Raw genomic sequence first — 19,298 nt, 5'->3', positions numbered from 1 at the left:
AGGACTCATGCGGTGCAGCGGAATCCGCCGACGCCCGCGAACAGTTGAAGCGTGAGTGATGCCGTACATCCATCGCGGAGGCTGCCCGGCCCCCGGCCGACCGGCCCGTACGCGGTTCCCCCGCCCGCGTTCAGCGGGTTGCCCGGACGCCGACAGGTATAGTCCACTTCCCGTCAACTGAGCAAGATCGAAAGCATGGTTGGCCGACAGTCTTTCCCGAGTTGAGACCTCGCGGATATATCCCTTGGTACGTACCAATGTGGATGAGGCTGCTCCTTTTCACGCGCATTACACACCTTGACGTCCGCAATGCCCTTACCGATTCAGGCCATCCATTCCTTCCCAACACTCTTGACACCAACCTGCACTTGCCGCGCTACTGGATCCTGCGTTTCCACTCTGACAACGTTGTCCACCTCGCACATGCCGAGTACGACCGGCTTGCGCCGAAGGAAAGGGTCCGCATGCTGTCCAGATCCCGGTATCGACGAGGACCGGCGGCCGCCCTGGTGGCGGCCTCGTTCCTGCTCGTAGTGACGGCGCAGTCCGCCGTCGGGGCGCCGTCCGCGACGGCCCAACCACCGCAGAACGGCGGCCGGTTCAGCACCTCGTTCGAATCGGGGCAGCCCCAGCCGGACTGGACGAATACCGTCGATACGGACCGCGCGGGGAACAAGCGGGCCTCGGGCGTCGACGGCGGCTTCACCAGCGGCATACCGGGCAATGTGACGGACAAGGTCACCGACGTCCGGGCCAGCGCCGAGAACACCGACGGCGGCGAGGTGAAGGAGAATCTCGTCGACGGGCAGCCCAGCACGAAATGGCTCGCCTTCCAGCCGACGGCTTGGCTCGAATTCGATCTGTCCGAACCGGTGAAGACGGTCACCTACGCGTTGACGTCGGCCAACGACGCCCCCGAGCGCGACCCCAGGAACTGGACCCTGAAGGGCTCGGCGGACGGCAAGGACTGGAAGACCCTGGACGGCCGTACGGGCGAGAGTTTCAAGGACCGCTTCCAGACCAAGACGTACGACTTCGCGAACACCACGGCGTACGCCCACTACCGCCTGGAGATCACCGCCAACGGCGGCGCCCCCCTCACCCAGCTCGCCGACGTCCAGTTCTCCGACGGCGACACCAGCACCCCGATCCCGCCGGACATGCGCACCGCGGCGGACCGGGGCCCCGGCGGCTCCCCCACCGCCAAGGCGAACGCGGGCTTCACCGGGAAGCGGGCGCTGCGGTACGCGGGCACCCACAAGGCGGACGGCCGGGCCTACTCGTACAACAAGGTCTTCGACGTCAACCTCCCCATCGGGCGGGACACCGAGCTCGACTACAAGATCTTCCCGTCGATGACGGAGACCGACCTCAACTACCCGGCCACGAACGTGTCCGTGGACCTCGCCTTCACCGACGGCACCTATCTGAGTGATCTGAAGGCACTCGACTCGCACGGCGGGCTGCTCGGCCCGCAGGGTCAGGGCGCCGCCAAGACGCTCTACGTCAACCAGTGGAACCAGGTGTCCTCGGTGATCGGCACGGTCGCCGCCGGCAGGACGGCGGACCGGATCCTGGTGGCGTACGACTCCCCCAAGGGGCCCGCCAAGTTCCAGGGCTGGATCGACGACCTCTCGATCGCGCCGAAGCAGCCCGACAAGCCGCTCGCGCACCTGGCGGACTACGCGCTCACCACCCGCGGCACTAATTCCAGCGGCTCGTTCTCGCGCGGCAACAACTTCCCCGCGACCGCGGTCCCGAACGGCTTCAACTTCTGGACCCCGGTGACCAACGCCGGTTCGCAGGACTGGCTGTACGACTACGCGCGGCGCAACAACGCCGACAACCTGCCCACCCTGCAGGCGTTCAGCGCCAGCCATGAGCCGAGCCCGTGGATGGGAGACCGGCAGACCTTCCAGGTGATGCCGTCGGCGGCGGCCGGCACCCCCGACGCCTCCCGGACCGCCCGCGCGCTGCCCTTCAGGCACGAGAACGAGACGGCGAGGCCGTACTACTACGGCGTCACCTTCGAGAACGGCCTCAGGACGGAGATCACGCCGACCGACCACGCCGCGATGATGCGGTTCACCTATCCCGGTGACGACGCGAGCCTCATCCTCGACAACGTCACCAACCAGGGCGGGCTCACCCTCGACCCGGCGACGCGTTCCTTCACCGGCTACTCGGACGTGAAGAGCGGCCTGTCCACGGGCGCCGGACGGCTCTTCGTGTACGGCGTCTTCGATGCGCCCGTGACCGCGAGCGGCAAGCTGCCGGGCGGCGGGGGCGCCGACGTCACCGGCTACGCGCGCTTCACACCCGGCAAGAACCACACGGTGACCCTGCGCCTGGCGACCTCACTCATCAGTGTGGACCAGGCGAAGGCGAACCTCGCCGCCGAGATCCCCGCGTCGGCCGGCTTCGACCGGATCAAGGACCGGGCGCGGCATGCCTGGGACGGCATCCTGGGCCGCATCGAGGTCGAGGGCGCCTCGCACGACCAGCTGACCACCCTGTACTCCTCGCTCTACCGCCTTTACCTGTACCCCAACTCCGGCTTCGAGAAGGTCGGTTCGAAGAACCAGTACGCCAGCCCCTTCTCGCCCAAGGCCGGCGAGGACACCCCCACGCACACCGGGTCGAAGGTCGTCGACGGCACGGTCTACGTCAACAACGGCTTCTGGGACACCTACCGCACCACCTGGCCCGCCTACTCCCTCCTCACCCCGAAGAAGGCCGGCGAGTTGGTCGACGGGTTCGTGCAGCAGTACAAGGACGGCGGCTGGATCTCGCGCTGGTCCTCGCCCGGCTACGCGGATCTGATGACCGGCACCAGCTCGGACGTGGCCTTCGCGGACGCCTATGTGAAGGGCGTGAAGTTCGACGCCGAGGCGGCGTACGAGGCCGCCCTGAAGAACGCCACGGTCGCCCCGCCCTCCTCGGGCGTGGGCCGCAAGGGCATGGACACCTCCCCCTTCCTCGGCTACGCCCCGACCTCCACGCCCGAGGGCCTGTCCTGGTCGATGGAGGGCTACGTGAACGACTACGGCCTCGCGAAGATGGGCCAGGCGTTGTACGAGAAGACGAAGAAGCCCCGCTACAAGGAGGAGTCGGCGTACTTCATGGGCCGCGCCCAGAACTATGTGAAGCTCTTCGACGCCAAGGCGGGCTTCTTCCAGGGCAAGGACGCGAACGGCCGGTGGCGCGTGGACAGCGCCACGTTCGACCCGCGCGTGTGGGGCTACGACTACACCGAGACCAACGGCTGGGGCTACGCCTTCACCGCCCCGCAGGACTCGCGCGGCCTCGCCAACCTGTACGGCGGCCGGGCCGGCCTCGACAAGAAGCTGGACGCCTACTTCTCGACGCCCGAAACCGCATCACCCGAGTTCGCCGGTTCGTACGGCAGCGTCATCCACGAGATGACCGAGGCGCGTGACGTACGGATGGGCCAGTACGGCCACTCCAACCAGGTCGCCCACCACGTGACGTACATGTACGACGCGGCGGGCCGGCCCGACAAGGCGCAGGAGAAGATCCGCGAGGTGCTGCGGCGGCTGTACAACGGCAGCGAGATCGGGCAGGGCTATCACGGCGACGAGGACAACGGCGAGCAGTCGGCCTGGTACGTGTTCTCGGCGCTCGGCTTCTACCCGCTGGTGATGGGCAGCGGCGAGTACGCGATCGGCTCGCCCCTGTTCACCAAGGCGACCGTGCACCTGGAGAACGGCCGTGATCTGGTGGTGAAGGCGCCGAAGAACAGCGAGCGGAACATCTACGTGCAGTCCCTGAAGGTGAACGGGAAGGCGTGGAACTCGACGGCGCTCCCGCACGACCTGCTCGCGCGCGGCGGCACACTCGACTTCACCATGGGCGCGAAGCCCTCGTCGTGGGGCACGGGCAAGAACGCGGCGCCGGTCTCCATCACCAAGGGCGACGAGGTGCCCGCCCCCGCGAGCGACGCGCTCACCGGTTCCGGCCCGCTGTTCGACAACTCCTCGGCGACTTCGGCCGAGTTCGGTCCGACGGACCTTCCCGTGAGCAAGGCCACGAAGGCCACCCAGTACACGCTGACCTCGGCGGAAGCCGGAAAGGCGCCGTCCGCTTGGGTCCTGGAAGGATCACAAGACGGAACAAAGTGGACCGAGTTGGACAGGCGGACCGGCGAGTCCTTCGCATGGGATCGCCAGACTCGCGCCTTCTCCATCCATTCACCCGGTTCCTACGCTCATTACCGACTCGTCCCCACAACACGGGCCACACTGGCCGAAATGGAGCTACTCACCCCCTCCGCAAACTAGTTGACATGCGAAGATCCCGTGGAAGGATCCAGAAGATCTCGCGTTGCGCCTCGATCAGGCGCAGCGCGTCTCTTCCTCGACATGGAGAAATACGTGGCCATACTTTCCGGCCGTAAGGGCGGTCGCGCCCTGTCCCGCATCGCCGTCGCGGCGATCGCAGCAGCCCTCGTCGGCACGACCGCGGGTGCGGCTTCCGCCGACAGCGCGCCGTCCGCCGACGTGGTGAAGGTTGCGCAGAAGTTCGCCCAGGCTCAGGCCAAGGTCAACGTCAAGGCCAAGGAGTCCGGCTCGGCCTCCCAGCGCGCCTTCGCTGCGGGCAATGAGACTCCGGCTGCCGAAACGTTCCCGCTGCTCGCGGCGGAGGGCTCGGGTCAGGCCTACATGTACCCGCCGAACGGTTCGGGCGGTTTCGGTGACCGCGCGGACATGGGCAAGGGCTGGCAGGTGTGGAGCCAGGCCACCCAGGTGGACAACAACAAGGACGGCGTCTCCGACGCCTTCTACCTGCTGGGCACCAACTCCCACCTGTACTACACGCCCATCGAGGAGAACCCGGCCGTCAAGGACCTGGGCGCGGGCTGGGACACCTACAACCTCGTCTTCTCTCCGGGCAACCTCGCCGGGGCTCCGGCGGACGACCTGATCGCCCGTGACAAGTCCGGCGTGCTGTGGCTCTACACGGCCAAGGGCGACGGCTCGTTCACCCCGCCGGTCAAGCTCGGCGGCGGCTGGGACGTCATGACCAAGATCGCCGGTCGTGGCGACCTGAACGGTGACGGCAAGGCCGACATCATCGCCGTCGACAACGCGGGCACCGGCTGGCTCTACCCGGGCACCGGCAACTGGGCGGCCCCGTTCGGCAACCGCGTCAAGCTCGGCGCGGGCTGGAACACGTACAACAAGCTCGTCGGCCTCGGCGACCTGGACTTCGACGGCAAGGCCGACCTCGTCGGCCGCGACGCCTCCGGCGGTCTGTGGTTCTACGCGGGCACCGGCACGACCAACGGCGCGCCCTTCAAGGACCGTGTCAAGGTCGGCACCGGCTGGAACGGCATGCGCCTGATGTTCTGATCCGGCACACCGGAACACAAGTGAGGCCCGCACCCCCAACCGGGGTGCGGGCCTTGCTCGTTGTGGTGCTTAGTTGCGGATCAGGTTCCGCAGCACGTACTGCATGATGCCGCCGTTGCGGTAGTAGTCCGCCTCACCGGGGGTGTCGATGCGGACGACCGCGTCGAACTCGACACCGGTGTCGGTGGTGACCTTGACCGTGCGCGGGGTGCTGCCGTCGTTCAGGACGGTCACGCCGGTGAAGGAGAAGGTCTCCTCGCCGGTCAGGCCGAGCGAGGCGGCGGTCGCGCCCTCCGGGAACTGGAGCGGCAGGACGCCCATGCCGATGAGGTTCGAGCGGTGGATGCGCTCGTACGACTCGGCGATGACGGCCTTGACGCCGAGCAGCGCGGTGCCCTTGGCGGCCCAGTCGCGGGACGAGCCCGAGCCGTACTCCTTGCCCGCCAGGATGACCAGCGGGATGCCGGCGGCCTGGTAGTTCTGCGAGGCGTCGTAGATGAAGGAGACCGGGGCGCCCTCGACGGTGAAGTCGCGGGTGAAGCCGCCCTCGGTGCCCGGCGCGATCTGGTTGCGCAGGCGGATGTTGGCGAAGGTGCCGCGGATCATGACCTCGTGGTTGCCACGGCGCGAGCCGTAGGAGTTGAAGTCGCGGCGCTCGACGCCGTGCTCCGTGAGGTACTTGCCGGCCGGGGTGTCGGCCTTGATCGCACCGGCCGGGGAGATGTGGTCGGTGGTGACCGAGTCGCCCAGCTTCGCGAGGACGCGGGCGCCGGCGATGTCGGAGACCGGGGTGGTCTCCATCGTCATGCCCTCGAAGTAGGGAGGCTTGCGCACGTAGGTCGACTCGGCGTCCCACTCGAAGGTGTTGCCGGTCGGGATCGGCAGCGACTGCCACTGCGCGTCACCCGCGAAGACGTCCTGGTAGGACTTGTTGAACATGTCCTCGCCGATGGCGTTGGCCACGACGTCGTTGACCTCGGCCTCGGTGGGCCAGATGTCCTTGAGGAAGACCGGGTTGCCGTCGGTGTCGGTGCCGATCGCCTCGGTGGTGATGTCGACCTTCATCGAACCGGCGATGGCGTACGCGACGACCAGCGGCGGGGACGCCAGGTAGTTCATCTTGACGTCGGGGTTGATCCGGCCCTCGAAGTTGCGGTTGCCGGAGAGCACCGAGGTGACCGCGAGGTCGTGCTCGTTGATCGCCTTCGAGATCTCCTCGTCCAGCGGACCGGAGTTGCCGATGCAGGTGGTGCAGCCGTACCCGACGAGGTTGAAGCCCATCTTGTCCAGGTACGGGGTGAGGCCGGCCTTGTCGAAGTAGTCGGTGACGACCTTCGAGCCCGGGGCGAGGGTGGTCTTGACCCACGGCTTGCGGGTCAGGCCCTTGTCGACGGCCTTCTTCGCGACGAGGGCCGCGGCGACCATGACGTACGGGTTCGAGGTGTTGGTGCACGAGGTGATCGCGGCGACGGTGACGGCGCCGTGGTCGATCTCGAACGAGGAGCCGTCGGCCAGGGTGACCAGCGTCGGGCGGCTCGGCACGCCGTTGGCGGAGGCCGGGGCGTCGGAGGCCGGGAAGGACTCCTTGCCCGCCTCGTCGTCGTCCTCGACGTAGTTGCGCACGTCCAGGGCGAACTGCTCGGCGGCGTTCGCGAGGACGATGCGGTCCTGCGGACGCTTCGGGCCGGCGATGGAGGGGACGACCGTCGAGAGGTCGAGCTCCAGCTTCTCGGAGAAGTCCGGCTCGGCGGCCGGGTCCAGCCAGAGGCCCTGCTCCTTGGCGTACGCCTCGACGAGGGCGACCTGCTGGGCGTCGCGGCCGGTCAGGCGCAGGTACTTCAGCGTCTCGTCGTCGATCGGGAAGATCGCGGCGGTGGAGCCGAACTCCGGCGACATGTTGCCGATGGTGGCGCGGTTGGCGAGGCTCGTGGCCGCGACGCCCTCGCCGTAGAACTCGACGAACTTGCCGACGACGCCGTGCTTGCGCAGCATCTCGGTGATCGTGAGGACCAGGTCGGTGGCGGTGGTGCCCGGGTTCAGCTCGCCGGTCAGCTTGAAGCCGACGACGCGCGGGATGAGCATGGAGACCGGCTGGCCCAGCATCGCGGCCTCGGCCTCGATGCCGCCGACGCCCCAGCCGAGCACGCCGAGGCCGTTGACCATGGTGGTGTGCGAGTCGGTGCCGACCAGGGTGTCCGGGTAGGCCTGGCCGTTGCGGACCATCACCGTGCGGGCGAGGTGCTCGATGTTGACCTGGTGGACGATGCCGGTGCCCGGGGGGACGACCTTGAAGTCGTCGAAGGCGGTCTGGCCCCAGCGCAGGAACTGGTAGCGCTCCTTGTTGCGGCCGTACTCCAGCTCCACGTTCTGCGCGAACGCGTCCTTGGTGCCGAACTTGTCGGCGATGACGGAGTGGTCGATGACCAGCTCGGCCGGGGAGAGCGGGTTGACCTTCGCCGGGTCGCCGCCGAGCTCCTTGACGGCCTCACGCATGGTGGCGAGGTCCACGACACAGGGCACACCGGTGAAGTCCTGCATGATCACGCGGGCCGGCGTGAACTGGATCTCCTCGCTGGGCTGGGCCTGGGAGTCCCAGTTGCCGAGCGACCGGATGTGGTCGGCGGTGATGTTCGCGCCGTCCTCGGTGCGGAGCAGGTTCTCCAGGAGAACCTTCAGGCTGTAAGGGAGGCGCGCGGAGCCCTCGACCTTGTCCAGCTTGAAGATCTCGTACGACTCGTCGCCCACGCGCAGCGTGCTGCGGGCGTCGAAGCTGTTCGCCGACACGACAGTCTCCTTCATATATGTGCGCGTTCCACCACAATCCTGCCGCCACGACGTGTTGTCGATCCGCTAAGGTAAGGCTAAGTTAGGTAACCCTTACCGAGCGTCGGCTGCGGTGCGCCTCGGTAGATATCTCGATGTCGAGATAACTCTAGTACATGGCCGCCGGTAGGTCATGCGCGGGCGACGCCATTCAGGGCACAGGTGTCGGCACCGGATCACACCACCCCCTCGACCTCGGCCCGGGCGGTCACACGACTCCGGGTTCCACACTCACGGCGTACGACGCATCCGGCGGCCGCATACACGCACATTCCCGGATTGACCCCTTCCGCTTGCCGCCCCCACGCGGAGCCCGCACTATCGGAATTGACGGTTCCTCACCCCGTCGGCTCACCCCAGCGCGAGCGTAATCTCATATCTGAGATAACCTGCCCCTATGGCAGACGACTACCTCGTACGCATCGGCAAGCTCATCCGCGACGCCCGGCAACACCGGGGCTGGACGCAGACGCAGTTGGCCGAGGCTCTGGGCACCAGCCAGAGCGCCGTGAACCGCATCGAGCGCGGGAACCAGAACATCAGCCTTGAGATGATCGCGCGCATCGGCGAAGCGCTCGACAGTGAAATCGTCTCGCTCGGGTACGCGGGCCCCATGCATCTCCGCGTCGTCGGCGGCCGCCGCCTCTCGGGCTCGATCGACGTCAAGACGAGCAAGAACGCCTGTGTCGCGCTGCTCTGCGGCTCGCTGCTCAACAAGGGGCGCACCGTGCTGCGCCGGGTGGCCCGGATCGAAGAGGTCTACCGGCTCCTCGAAGTCCTCAACTCCATTGGTGTGCGCACCCGTTGGATCAACGACGGGACCGACCTGGAGATCGTGCCGCCGGCCCGGCTCGACCTCGACGCGATGGACGCGGACGCCGCACGCCGGACCCGCTCCATCATCATGTTCCTCGGCCCGCTGCTGCACCGCATGGACCACTTCCGCCTTCCGTACGCCGGCGGCTGCGACCTGGGCACCCGCACCATCGAGCCCCACATGATCGCGCTGCGCCGGTTCGGCCTGGACATCACGGCCACCGAGGGGATCTACCACGCCCAGGTGGTGCGCACCGCGCCCGACCGCCCGATCGTGCTGACCGAACGCGGCGACACCGTCACCGAGAACGCGCTGCTCGCCGCCGCCCGCAACGACGGCGTCACCGTCATCCGCAACGCCTCCTCCAACTACATGGTCCAGGACCTGTGCTTCTTCCTGGAGGCGCTGGGCGTACGGGTCGACGGCATCGGCACCAGCACCCTGACCGTCCACGGCATGGCCGACATCGACGTCGACGTCGACTATTCGCCCTCCGAGGACCCGGTCGAGGCGATGAGCCTGCTGGCCGCGGCCGTCGTCACCGAGTCGGAGCTGACGATCCGTCGGGTCCCGGTGGAGTTCCTGGAGATCGAGCTCGCCGTGCTCGAAGAGATGGGCCTCGACCACGACCGCACCGCCGAGTACGCCGCCGACAACGGGCGCACCCGGCTGATCGACCTCACCGTGCGCCCCTCCAAGCTGGAGGCGCCGATCGACAAGATCCACCCGATGCCGTTCCCCGGCCTCAACATCGACAACGTGCCGTTCTTCGCGGCGATCGCGGCGGTGGCCCAGGGCAAGACCCTCATCCACGACTGGGTCTACGACAACCGCGCGATCTACCTCACCGACCTCAACCGCCTCGGCGGCCGCCTCCAACTCCTCGACCCGCACCGGGTCCTGGTGGAGGGCCCGACCCGCTGGCGCGCCGCCGAAATGATGTGCCCCCCGGCGCTGCGCCCGGCCGTGGTCGTCCTGCTCGCCATGATGGCCGCCGAGGGAACGTCCGTGCTGCGCAACGTGTACGTCATCAACCGCGGCTACGAGGACCTGGCCGAGCGGCTCAACTCGGTGGGCGCGCAGATCGAGATCTTCCGCGACATCTAGCGAGGCAGACAGGGGGCGGTCCTTTTCAAAGGGCCGCCCCCTGCCCCTTTCCACCCCGAGCCCACGACCCCCGTACGGGGCCCAGGCGCCTAGCCATGCGGTTCGGGGCCCCGCAGTTCCGCCCCAACCGGCACCACCCGTACGGGACTTGAGGCCCGGTGCACCGCCGCCGCCACCGCCAGGTCCTCCCAGGCCATGCCCACGCTCTTGAAGAACCGCGGCCGGTCCCCGGGAGCCTTGGCCTCGCCCCGCACCAGGTCGGCCAGGGTTCCCGCGACGTGGTCCTCGCCGATCACGCCCTCGGCGAGCGGGATCAGCAGATCGCCCGCCTCGCTCAGGGCGGCCGCCCGCGCCTCCACCCACACCGAGGACCGCCGCACCAGTTCCGAGTCGGTCTCGCGCACGGCCGGCTGGTGCGAGCCGACCGCGACGACGGTGGCGTGCGCGGGGATCCGCCGCCCGTCGAAGAGCGGCTCGCGCGCGGTGGTGCAACAGATGACGAGGTCGGCGGACGACACCTGCGACGGCTCTCCGGTGCGAGCCTCCAGACCCAGCTCGCGGGCGTACGTCACCAGGCGTTCGGCCGCCTCGCCCGTCCGCGACACGACCGTCACATGGGTCAGCTCCCTTGTGTTCAGGGTCGATTCGAGGTGGGCGTACGCCTGGGGGCCCGCGCCGAACAGGACCAGGCGGGCCGCGTCCGGTTCGGCGAGCGCGTCGATCGCGAGCGCCGAGACGGCGGCGGTGCGCACCGTGGTCAGCGCGGCGGCGTCGAGCAGGGCGAGGGGCAGCAGCGTCGGGCCGTCGAGGAGGAGGAAGCTGCCGGTGATGCGGGGCAGCCCGCGGGCCGGGTTGGCGGGCGCGACCCCCGCGATCTTCACGCCCGCGTACGCGGCGGAGGCGGACGGCATGATGAGCAACTCCCCTGCCGGGACAGGGATGTTGGAGCGGGCGGGGCACTGCTCCGGGTCGAGGCCCTCGCTCAGGACCGCGGCCAGCGCCTCGGCCGCCGCTGCCGGGGTGAGCAGCGCCGCGAGGTCGTCCGCGCCGAGGTGGATCACAGGAGGAAGCCTTCCGGGAACGGGTCACGGGGGTCCAGGAAGTACTGGGCGGTTCCGGTGATCCAGGCCCGGCCGGTGACCGTGGGCACGACGGCGGGGAGCGGGCCGACCGTGGTCTCGCCGACGAGCCGGCCGGTGAACTCCGTACCGATGAACGACTCGTTGGTGAAGTCGCGGTGCAGCGGCAGCTCGCCGCGGGCGTGCAGCTGGGCCATCCGCGCGGACGTCCCGGTGCCGCACGGCGAGCGGTCGAACCAGCCCGGGTGGATCGCCATGGCGTGCCGCGAGCGCGTCGCGTCGGAGCCCGGGGCCGCGAGATAGACGTGCTTCACCCCGGCGATCTCCGGGTTCTCGGGGTGCACGGGCGGCTCGGTCGCGTTGATGGCGGCCATGATGTCGAGCCCGGCGGCGAGCAGTTCGCCCTTGTTCTCGCGCGCGAAGGGCAGGCCGAGCGCTTCGAGTTCGACGAATGCGTAGAAGTTGCCGCCGTACGCGAGGTCGTAGGTGACCGTGCCGATGCCCGGGACCTGCACCTTCCGGTCGAGCGCCAGGCAGAACGCGGGGACGTTGGTCAGGGTGACGGAGCGCGCCTCGCCGTCCTCGACCCGCACGTCCACGCTGACCAGTCCGGCCGGAGTGTCGAGCCGTACGGTGGTGACGGGTTCGGTGACCGGGACCATGCCGGTCTCCACGAGCACGGTGGCCACGCCGATGGTGCCGTGTCCGCACATCGGCAGGAGCCCGGAGACCTCGATGTAGAGGACGCCGTAGTCCGCGTCGGGCCGGGTCGGCGGCTGGAGGATCGCGCCGCTCATCGAGGCGTGGCCCCGCGGCTCGTACATCAGGAGCGTACGGATGTGGTCGAGGTGTTCCATGAAGTACAGGCGCCGCTCGGCCATGGTGGCGCCCGGGATGACGCCGAGCCCCCCGGTGATGACGCGGGTCGGCATGCCTTCGGTGTGCGAGTCGACGGCGTGGTAGACGTGTCGGGTCCGCATGGGTTCGCCTCCCTGGCGGGTTACTTGTGGCCTTCGGCGAGCGCTTTCTCGGTGGCGGCGCGCACCACGGTGTCCTGTTCGGCGGTGAGCGGCTGCCGGGGCGGCCGGACGGGTCCGCCGGGGCGGCCCGCCAGGTCCATGGAGAGCTTGATGGCCTGGACGAACTCGATCTTGGAGTCCCAGCGCAGCAGCGGGTGCAGCGCCCGGTAGAGGGGGCGGGCGGCGGCGAGATCGCCCGCGACCGCCGCGTGGTAGAGGGCGGCGCAGGAGGCGGGCAGGGCGTTGGGGTAGCCGGCGATCCAGCCGACCGCGCCGGCCAGAGCCAGTTCGAGCAGGACGTCGTCGGCACCCACCAACAGATCGAGTTCCGGGGCGAGTTCGGCGATCTCGTAGGCCCTGCGTACATCGCCGCTGAACTCCTTGACGGCGACGATGCTGCCGTCGGCGTACAGCTGGGCGAGCAGCGCGGGCGTCAGGTCGACCTTGGTGTCGTACGGGTTGTTGTAGGCGACGACGGGCAGGCCCGCCTTGGCGACCTCGGCGTAGTGGGCCCGCACCGAGCGCTCGTCGGCGCGGTAGGCGTTGGGCGGGAGCAGCAGCACGGAGCCCGCGCCGGCATCGGCGGCCTGCTCCGCCCAGCGGCGGGACTCGGCGCTGCCGTACGCGGCGACACCCGCCATGACACGGTCGCCGTCACCCGCCGCCTCGACGGCGGTGTGCACGACGCGGGTCCGCTCCTCGTCGGTCAGGGTCTGGTATTCGCCGAGCGAGCCGTTCGGCACGACGCCGTCGCTGCCGCTGTCGATCAGCCAACGCACGTGCTGGGCATAGGAGTCGAAGTCGACGGAAAGGTCGGAGCGCAGGGGAAGCGCGGTCGCGACGAGGATTCCGTGCCAGGGCCGGATGCGCTGGGGTGTTGCAGACGTCATGGTCGAACTCCCTAGTGTGGTGTGTGACATTTTACTGACCGATGACGGGTACCCACAAGGTCCGGACCGGGTCCGGATCCACCCGGATCTCAATCGACCCGCCCGGGCATGCACGCGGGACTGCGGGCTGCTTGTGATCCGTGACATAGTAATGTGAAATTGCACTGTGCCCGGTGTACTCGTCGTTCGCGCACCCCGGCGCCACCTCACCCCTTACCCGCCTCTCACCCGGGAGACCCGATGGCCGAGCGCCCCGCCCGCCTCAACACCGGCAGCCACGACCTTCCCGTCGGCCCTGAACTCGCCGCGTTCATGAGCGCCGGATGGGCCCCGACCCCGCTGCCCCGGGACGCCCGGGTGCCCGGATTCGAGGTCACCCCGGGCCGCCGGGCCCGGCTCTCCGCCCGCTTCCCGGGCGAGCGACTGATCGTGCCCGCCGGGGAGTTGAAGGTCCGCACCAACGACTGCGACCACCGCTTCCGCCCGCACAGCGCCTACGCCTGGCTGACCGGACTCACCGGCGAGGACCAGCCCGGCCACGTCCTGGTCCTGGAGCCGTCCGGGTCCCGGCACGAGGCGGTGCTCCACCTGCGGCCCCGCTCGCCGCGCGCCGACGGCGACGACGAGTTCTACCGCGACCGCAGGTACGGCGAGTTCTGGGTGGGCCGGCGCCCCGACCTCGCGGAGACCGAGCGCCTGACGGGCATCCGCTGCGCGCACGTGGACGAGCTGGACGCGGCCGCACCCGGCCGCAACGCCGCCACCGACCCCGAACTGGCCGCCGCCCTATCGGAGTTGAGGCTGGTGAAGGACGCCTGGGAGGTGGCCCAGCTCCAGCTGGCCGTCGACCACACCACGGCGGGCTTCGAGGACGTCGTACGCTCCCTGCCGGGCGCCCTGGCCCACCCGCGCGGCGAGCGGCTACTCGAAGGCGCCTTCGGGGCGCGGGCCCGCGCCGAGGGCAACGGCACCGGATACGAGACGATCGCCGCGTCCGGGGCGCACGCCTGCGTACTGCACTGGATCCGCAACGACGGGCGGCTCGACGCCCAGGACCTGCTGCTGCTTGACGCGGGCGTGGAGACCGACACCCTGTACACCGCCGACATCACCCGCACCCTCCCCCTCTCCGGCCGCTTCTCCCCCGTCCAGCGCCAGGTGTACGAACTCGTCCTGGCCGCGCAGGACGCGGGCATCGCGGCGCTGCGGCCGGGTGCCGCCTTCCGTGACTTCCACCGGGCCGCGATGGAGGTGATCGCGGAAGGCCTCGCGGAGTGGGGTGTCCTGAAGAGCCCGTCGGGCGAACTCCACCGCCGCTACACGCTGTGCGGCAGCGGGCACATGCTCGGCCTGGACGTCCACGACTGCGCGAAGGCCCGCAGCGAGACCTACCTGGACGGTGTCCTGGAGCCCGGCCAGGTCCTCACGGTGGAGCCCGGCCTCTACCTCCAGCCGGACGACGAGACCCTGCCGCCCGAACTGCGCGGCATAGGCGTCCGCATCGAGGACGACCTGGTGATCACGGAGACCGGCGCCCACCTGATGTCGAGCGCGCTGCCGAGGTCGGTGGCAGGGGTGGAGGAGTGGATGGGGGCGTTGCTGGAGGGGTGAGCCGGTTGCGGGAGCGGGGCGGGAAGCGGCATCCGCATGGCCCACGCGCGGGAGCGCGATGGCCCATGCGCGGGAGCAATCACTCCAAGACCGCGAACCCGTCCAGCTCGACCAGGGCCTGGGCGTCCCAGAGCCGCACCACCCCGATCACCGCCATCGCCGGATAGTCCCGCCCCGCCAACTCCCGCCAGATCGCGCCCAGTTCGCGGGCCCTGACCCGATAGTCCTCGACATCCGTCGCGTACACGGTGACCCGCGCGAGGTCGCCCGGCGAACCCCCCGCCGCGGCCAGCGCCGCGAGCAGGTTGGTCAGGGCCGTGCGGAACTGCCCGGGCAGGGTGTCGCCCACCACCTTGCCGTCCGCGTCGAGCGCGGTCTGCCCGGCGAGGAAGACCACGCGCGACCCCGTGGCGACGACGGCATGACTGAACCCCGTCGCGGGGGACAGCGCGGCGGGGTTCACTCGATCGAGGCTCACCGGTACAGCTCCTTCGCGATGATCGTGCGCTGCACTTCGCTCGCCCCCTCGTAGATGCGGGGCGCGCGAACCTCACGGTAGAGGTGTTCGAGCAGGTGCCCGCGTTGCAGCGCGCGGGCGCCGTGGAGCTGGACCGCCGCGTCGACGACGTACTGCGCGGTCTCGGTGGCGAACAGCTTCGCCATGGCCGAGCCGCGCGCGATGCCGGCCTCGCCCCGGTCGTGGGCGGCGGCCGCCGCGTACACCAGGAGCCGGGCGGCCTCGGTGCGCGTCGCCATGTCGGCGACCCGGTGGGCGACGGCCTGGAGGTCCTTGAGCGGGCCACCGAACGCGGTGCGCCGGGCCGTGTGCGCGAGCGTCGCGTCGAGCGCGGCCTGCGCCATGCCGACGGCGAACGCCCCGACGCTCGGCCGGAACAGGTTGAGCGTGTTCATCGCGACGCGGAAGCCCTGGTCCGGCTCGCCCAGGATGTCGTCGGCGCTCACGGGCACGCCGTCGAAGTCGAGGCTTCCGATGGCGTGCGGGGAGAGCATGTCGAGCGCGGCGCCGGTGAGGCCGGGCCGGTCGGCGGGGACCAGGAAGGCCGTCACGCCACGTGCGCCCGCGTCCGGTGTCGTACGGGCGAAGACGGTGTAGAAGTCGGCCTCGGGGGCGTTGGAGATCCAGCACTTCCCACCCGTCAGACGCCAACTCCCTTTGTCCTCAACGGCGTTGAGGCTGAGCGCGGCCGCGTCCGAGCCCGCGGCCGGCTCACTCAGCGCGAACGCCGCGACCGCGCGGCCCGCCGTCACCTCGGGCAGCCAGCGCCCGCGCTGGGCTGCCGTCCCGTACGCGGCGACCGGGTGCGCGCCGAGGCCCTGGAGGGCGAGCGCGGTCTCGGCCTCGGTGCACGCGTACGCCAGCGATTCGCGCATCAGGCACAGATCGAGCGCGCCGGATTCGAAGAGCCGGGCGAGCAGCCCGTGCTCGCCCAGCGCCTCGACGAGTGGCCGGTTGACCCGGCCTGGCTCACCCTTGTCCGCAAGGGGGCGCAGCCGCGCCCCGGCGAGCACCCGCAGTTCCCCGCACCATTCCAGCTGATCCGGCTCCAGCGCGAATCCGGGCATGGCCGCCCCTTTCCCACTCGGGTTCCGACTGTCCCACTCGGCTCCGACAACGACAGGGACCGCCCTATCGCGAACTGTTGACTGTCGTCATCCAAACGATACGCTCCAGAGGCGACAAGGGGGCGATCCCGTATGGAGCTGAAGAACTCAGCGCACGCCGACACCTTTCCCCGCGACCACCTGCCGCCCATCGACCAGTGGCCGGACCTGGTCCTCGGACCGCCGGGGCCGCACTACCCCGAGCGGCTCAACTGCGGCGCCGAGCTCCTGGACGCCACCATCGAGCGCTTCGGCCCGGACCGCCCCGTCTTCCGCACCGGCGAGGGCGAGGTGTGGACGTATCGCGAGCTGCGCGACCGGGTCGACCGGATCGCCCGCGTCCTGACGGGCGAACTCGGCGTGGTGCCCGGCAACCGGGTGCTGCTTCGCGGGCCGACCACGCCGTGGCTGGCCGCGTGCTGGCTGGCGGTGATGAAGGCGGGCGCGGTCGCCGTCACCGTGCTGGCCCAGCAGCGCGCCCACGAGCTGGGCGTCATGTGCTCCATCGCGCGGATCAGCCACGCGCTGTGCGACGCCCGCGTCCTGGCCGATCTGGAGCAGGCTAAGGCGCCGGGGCTGCGCATCACGGCGTACGGGGGTGACGGGCCCGGCGATCTCCTGAACCTGGTCAAGCGGGCGCCGGCCGAGCGGTTCACCGCCGTGGACACCTCGGCGGACGATGTCGCCCTGATCGCGTTCACCTCGGGCACGACCGGACGCCCGAAGGGCTGTATGCACTTCCACCGCGATGTGCTCGCCATCGCCGACACGTTCGCCCGGCACGTGCTGAAGCCGACCCCCGACGACATCTTCGCGGGCAGCCCCCCGCTCGGCTTCACCTTCGGGCTCGGCGGGCTCGTCGTCTTCCCGCTGCGGGCCGGCGCCTCGGCTCTCCTGCTCGAACAGGCAGGCCCCCGGCAGCTGTTGCCCGCCCTGGCCGAGCACCACGTGTCGGTCCTGTTCACCGCACCGACCGCGTACCGCACGATGCTCGACGAAGTCGACGCGCACGACCTGGGCGCCCTGCGCCGCTGCGTATCGGCAGGCGAGAACCTTCCGGCGGCGACCTGGCGCGCCTGGCAGGAGCGCACCGGACTGCGCATCATCAACGGCATCGGCGCCACCGAACTCCTGCACATCTTCATCTCCGCGGCGGACGAGGACATCCGGCCCGGCACCACAGGCCGGCCCGTGCCCGGCTGGCAGGCTCGCATCGTCGACGAGCGGGGAAAGCCCGTGCCGGACGGCGAGCCCGGGCTGCTCGCCGTGCGCGGCCCGGTCGGCTGCCGCTACCTCGCGGACGAGCGGCAGCGGGAGTACGTACGGGACGGCTGGAACGTCACGGGCGACACCTATGTGCGCGAGAGCGACGGCTGCTTCCGGTACGTGGCCCGCGCCGACGACATGATCATTTCGGCCGGGTTCAACATCGCGGGCCCCGAGGTCGAGGACGCGCTGCTGCGCCACCCCGATGTCACGGAGGCCGCGGTGGTGGGACGGCCCGACGAACGGCGCGGCCATGTCGTCGTCGCGTACTGCGTGCTGCGGCCGGGGGTGGCGCGCGACGAGGACACGGTGGCGCGGTTGCGCGACTTCGTGAAGGCGGAACTCGTCCCCTACAAGTGCCCGCGCGAGATCGTCTTCCTTGACGCGCTCCCCCGCACCCCCACCGGCAAGCTCCAGCGCTTCCGGCTGCGGGAACTAGAGTGATCACGTGGCCGAGCTGCACACTCCCCGATCCTTGATCGTGACTCTGTACGGCGCCTACGGGCGCGAAACCTCCGGCTCCCTCGCGGTGGCCGAACTGATCCGGCTGCTCGCGGCGGTCGGCGTCGACGCGCCCTCCGTGCGCTCGTCGGTGTCCCGGCTCAAACGGCGTGGGCTGCTCGTCGCGCAGCCCACGGCGTCCGGCGCGGCCGGCTACGCCCTGTCGGCCGACGCACGCCAGCTGCTGGACGACGGCGACCGGCGCATCTACGCCCACCCCTCGCCGCAGGCATCGGACGGCTGGGTACTCGCGGTGTTCTCCGTCCCCGAGTCGGAGCGCAGCAAGCGGCACGTGCTGCGCTCGCGCCTGGCAGGCCTCGGCTTCGGCACCGCCGCGCCGGGCGTGTGGCTCGCGCCCGCCCGGCTGTACGACGAGACCCGACACACCCTCGAACGCCTCCAACTCGCCCCGTACGTCGACCTGTTCAGGGGCGAGCACCTCGGCTTCGCGCCCACCGCGGAGGCTGTCGCCCGCTGGTGGGACCTGCCCGCCATCGCCAAGCAGCACGAGGACTTCCTCGACCGGCACGAACCGGTGCTGCGCACCTGGGAGTCCCGGGCGCACGCACGACCCGAGGGCCTCACCGACTCCGCGACCGACACCGAGGCCGCCTACCGGGACTACCTCCTCGCTCTCGACTCCTGGCGCCGGCTGCCGTACGCCGACCCGGGGCTGCCCGCCGAACTCCTGCCCCGCGGCTGGCCGGGCGGGCGCTCCGCCGAGGTGTTCGGCCGGCTTCACGAGCTGCTGCGGGAGCCGGGCGCCGCGTTCGTGCGGGGTGCGCTGCCGGGTCGCGGCCGCCTCGTACGATGACCACGTGACGGAGCAGATGAGGCGCCCCCGCCGGGGGCAGGGGGAGCTGGAGGCGCGGGTGCTCGCGGCGCTGCGTGAGGCGCCGGGTCCGGTGACCGCGGGCTGGGTGCAGGAGTGGCTCGGCGAGCCGCTCGCCTATACGACCGTCGTGACGATCCTGACCCGCTTGCACGTCAAGCAGGCGGTGGCTCGCGAGCGCGCGGGCCGCTCCTTCGTGTGGACTCCGGCCGACGAGGCGGGACTCGCGGCCCGCCGGATGCGCAAGGTGCTCGATGCCGAGCGGGACCGGGGTGCGGTGCTCGCCAGCTTCGTCACGGACCTCTCGCCGGACGACGAGCGCCTCCTTCGCGAACTGCTCGGCGGAGCCGGGGACTGA

The 19,298-nt window shown here is 70.2% G+C and carries 13 protein-coding genes; 7 read left to right on the top strand and 6 right to left on the bottom strand.

The genetic code is table 11. The features are described from left to right. Positions 1–464: 464 nt before the first annotated feature. A complete protein-coding gene (locus ACWC2B_RS30995; RefSeq protein ID WP_450722401.1) occupies positions 465–4,301 on the top strand; it encodes a GH92 family glycosyl hydrolase in 3,837 nt (1,278 codons plus the stop codon). 93 nt (positions 4,302–4,394) lie between these two features. Continuing rightward, positions 4,395–5,372 (top strand): FG-GAP repeat domain-containing protein, encoded by a 978-nt coding sequence (locus ACWC2B_RS30990; RefSeq protein WP_450722399.1) that lies wholly within the window; start codon positions 4,395–4,397, stop codon positions 5,370–5,372. 69 nt (positions 5,373–5,441) lie between these two features. Here ACWC2B_RS30990 and acnA read toward each other — a convergent pair whose 3' ends face one another. Next, the gene (gene acnA / locus ACWC2B_RS30985) at positions 5,442–8,171 is read right to left on the bottom strand and encodes an aconitate hydratase AcnA (protein WP_450722397.1); all 2,730 of its coding nucleotides are present in this window, start codon (positions 8,169–8,171) and stop codon (positions 5,442–5,444) included. Between the two features lie 421 nt (positions 8,172–8,592). Here acnA and ACWC2B_RS30980 point away from each other — a divergent pair, with 421 nt between their 5' ends. Next, entirely contained in the window at positions 8,593–10,119 is a 1,527-nt protein-coding gene (locus tag ACWC2B_RS30980) for a helix-turn-helix domain-containing protein (protein ID WP_450722395.1), read from the top strand. A gap of 89 nt (positions 10,120–10,208) precedes the next feature. Here the strand turns inward: ACWC2B_RS30980 and ACWC2B_RS30975 are convergent, their stop codons facing one another. From ACWC2B_RS30975 to ACWC2B_RS30965, 3 genes are read right to left on the bottom strand one after another with little or no spacing between them, the layout of a single operon-like run. Next, entirely contained in the window at positions 10,209–11,180 is a 972-nt protein-coding gene (locus ACWC2B_RS30975) for an ornithine cyclodeaminase family protein (RefSeq protein ID WP_450722393.1), read from the bottom strand. Beyond that, positions 11,177–12,178 (bottom strand): proline racemase family protein, encoded by a 1,002-nt coding sequence (locus ACWC2B_RS30970; RefSeq protein ID WP_450722391.1) that lies wholly within the window; start codon positions 12,176–12,178, stop codon positions 11,177–11,179. Before ACWC2B_RS30970 ends, ACWC2B_RS30975 begins: the two co-directional genes overlap by 4 nt. Before the next feature lie 20 nt (positions 12,179–12,198). Beyond that, positions 12,199–13,107, bottom strand: a complete 909-nt coding sequence (locus ACWC2B_RS30965) for a dihydrodipicolinate synthase family protein (RefSeq protein ID WP_450722389.1) — start codon at positions 13,105–13,107, stop codon at positions 12,199–12,201. Between the two features lie 240 nt (positions 13,108–13,347). On the opposite strand from ACWC2B_RS30965, the gene ACWC2B_RS30960 reads away from it, so the two are divergent. Beyond that, complete coding sequence (locus tag ACWC2B_RS30960) at positions 13,348–14,718, top strand: aminopeptidase P family protein (protein WP_450722387.1); 1,371 nt, start codon at positions 13,348–13,350, stop codon at positions 14,716–14,718. A 79-nt stretch (positions 14,719–14,797) separates the two neighbouring features. On the opposite strand, the gene ACWC2B_RS30955 is transcribed toward ACWC2B_RS30960, so the two are convergent. Further along, positions 14,798–15,196 (bottom strand): RidA family protein, encoded by a 399-nt coding sequence (locus ACWC2B_RS30955; protein ID WP_450722385.1) that lies wholly within the window; start codon positions 15,194–15,196, stop codon positions 14,798–14,800. Continuing rightward, the gene (locus tag ACWC2B_RS30950) at positions 15,193–16,302 is read right to left on the bottom strand and encodes an acyl-CoA dehydrogenase family protein (protein WP_450722383.1); all 1,110 of its coding nucleotides are present in this window, start codon (positions 16,300–16,302) and stop codon (positions 15,193–15,195) included. The genes ACWC2B_RS30955 and ACWC2B_RS30950 overlap by 4 nt, the downstream gene beginning before the upstream one ends. A 132-nt stretch (positions 16,303–16,434) precedes the next feature. On the opposite strand from ACWC2B_RS30950, the gene ACWC2B_RS30945 reads away from it, so the two are divergent. Genes ACWC2B_RS30945 through ACWC2B_RS30935 form a run of 3 tightly spaced genes read left to right on the top strand, consistent with a single transcriptional unit; the run spans position 16,435 to position 19,298 of the window. Next, positions 16,435–18,051, top strand: coding sequence for an AMP-binding protein (locus tag ACWC2B_RS30945; RefSeq protein ID WP_450722381.1), 1,617 nt, complete (start codon positions 16,435–16,437; stop codon positions 18,049–18,051). Positions 18,052–18,055: 4 nt separating this feature from the next. Then, a complete protein-coding gene (locus ACWC2B_RS30940) occupies positions 18,056–18,922 on the top strand; it encodes a PaaX family transcriptional regulator (protein ID WP_450722379.1) in 867 nt (288 codons plus the stop codon). Positions 18,923–18,938: 16 nt separating this feature from the next. Further along, entirely contained in the window at positions 18,939–19,298 is a 360-nt protein-coding gene (locus ACWC2B_RS30935; RefSeq protein WP_450722470.1) for a BlaI/MecI/CopY family transcriptional regulator, read from the top strand.

Source organism: Streptomyces sp. NPDC001415 (assembly GCF_053597395.1).
This window is presented reverse-complemented; position numbering and strand designations above follow the sequence as displayed.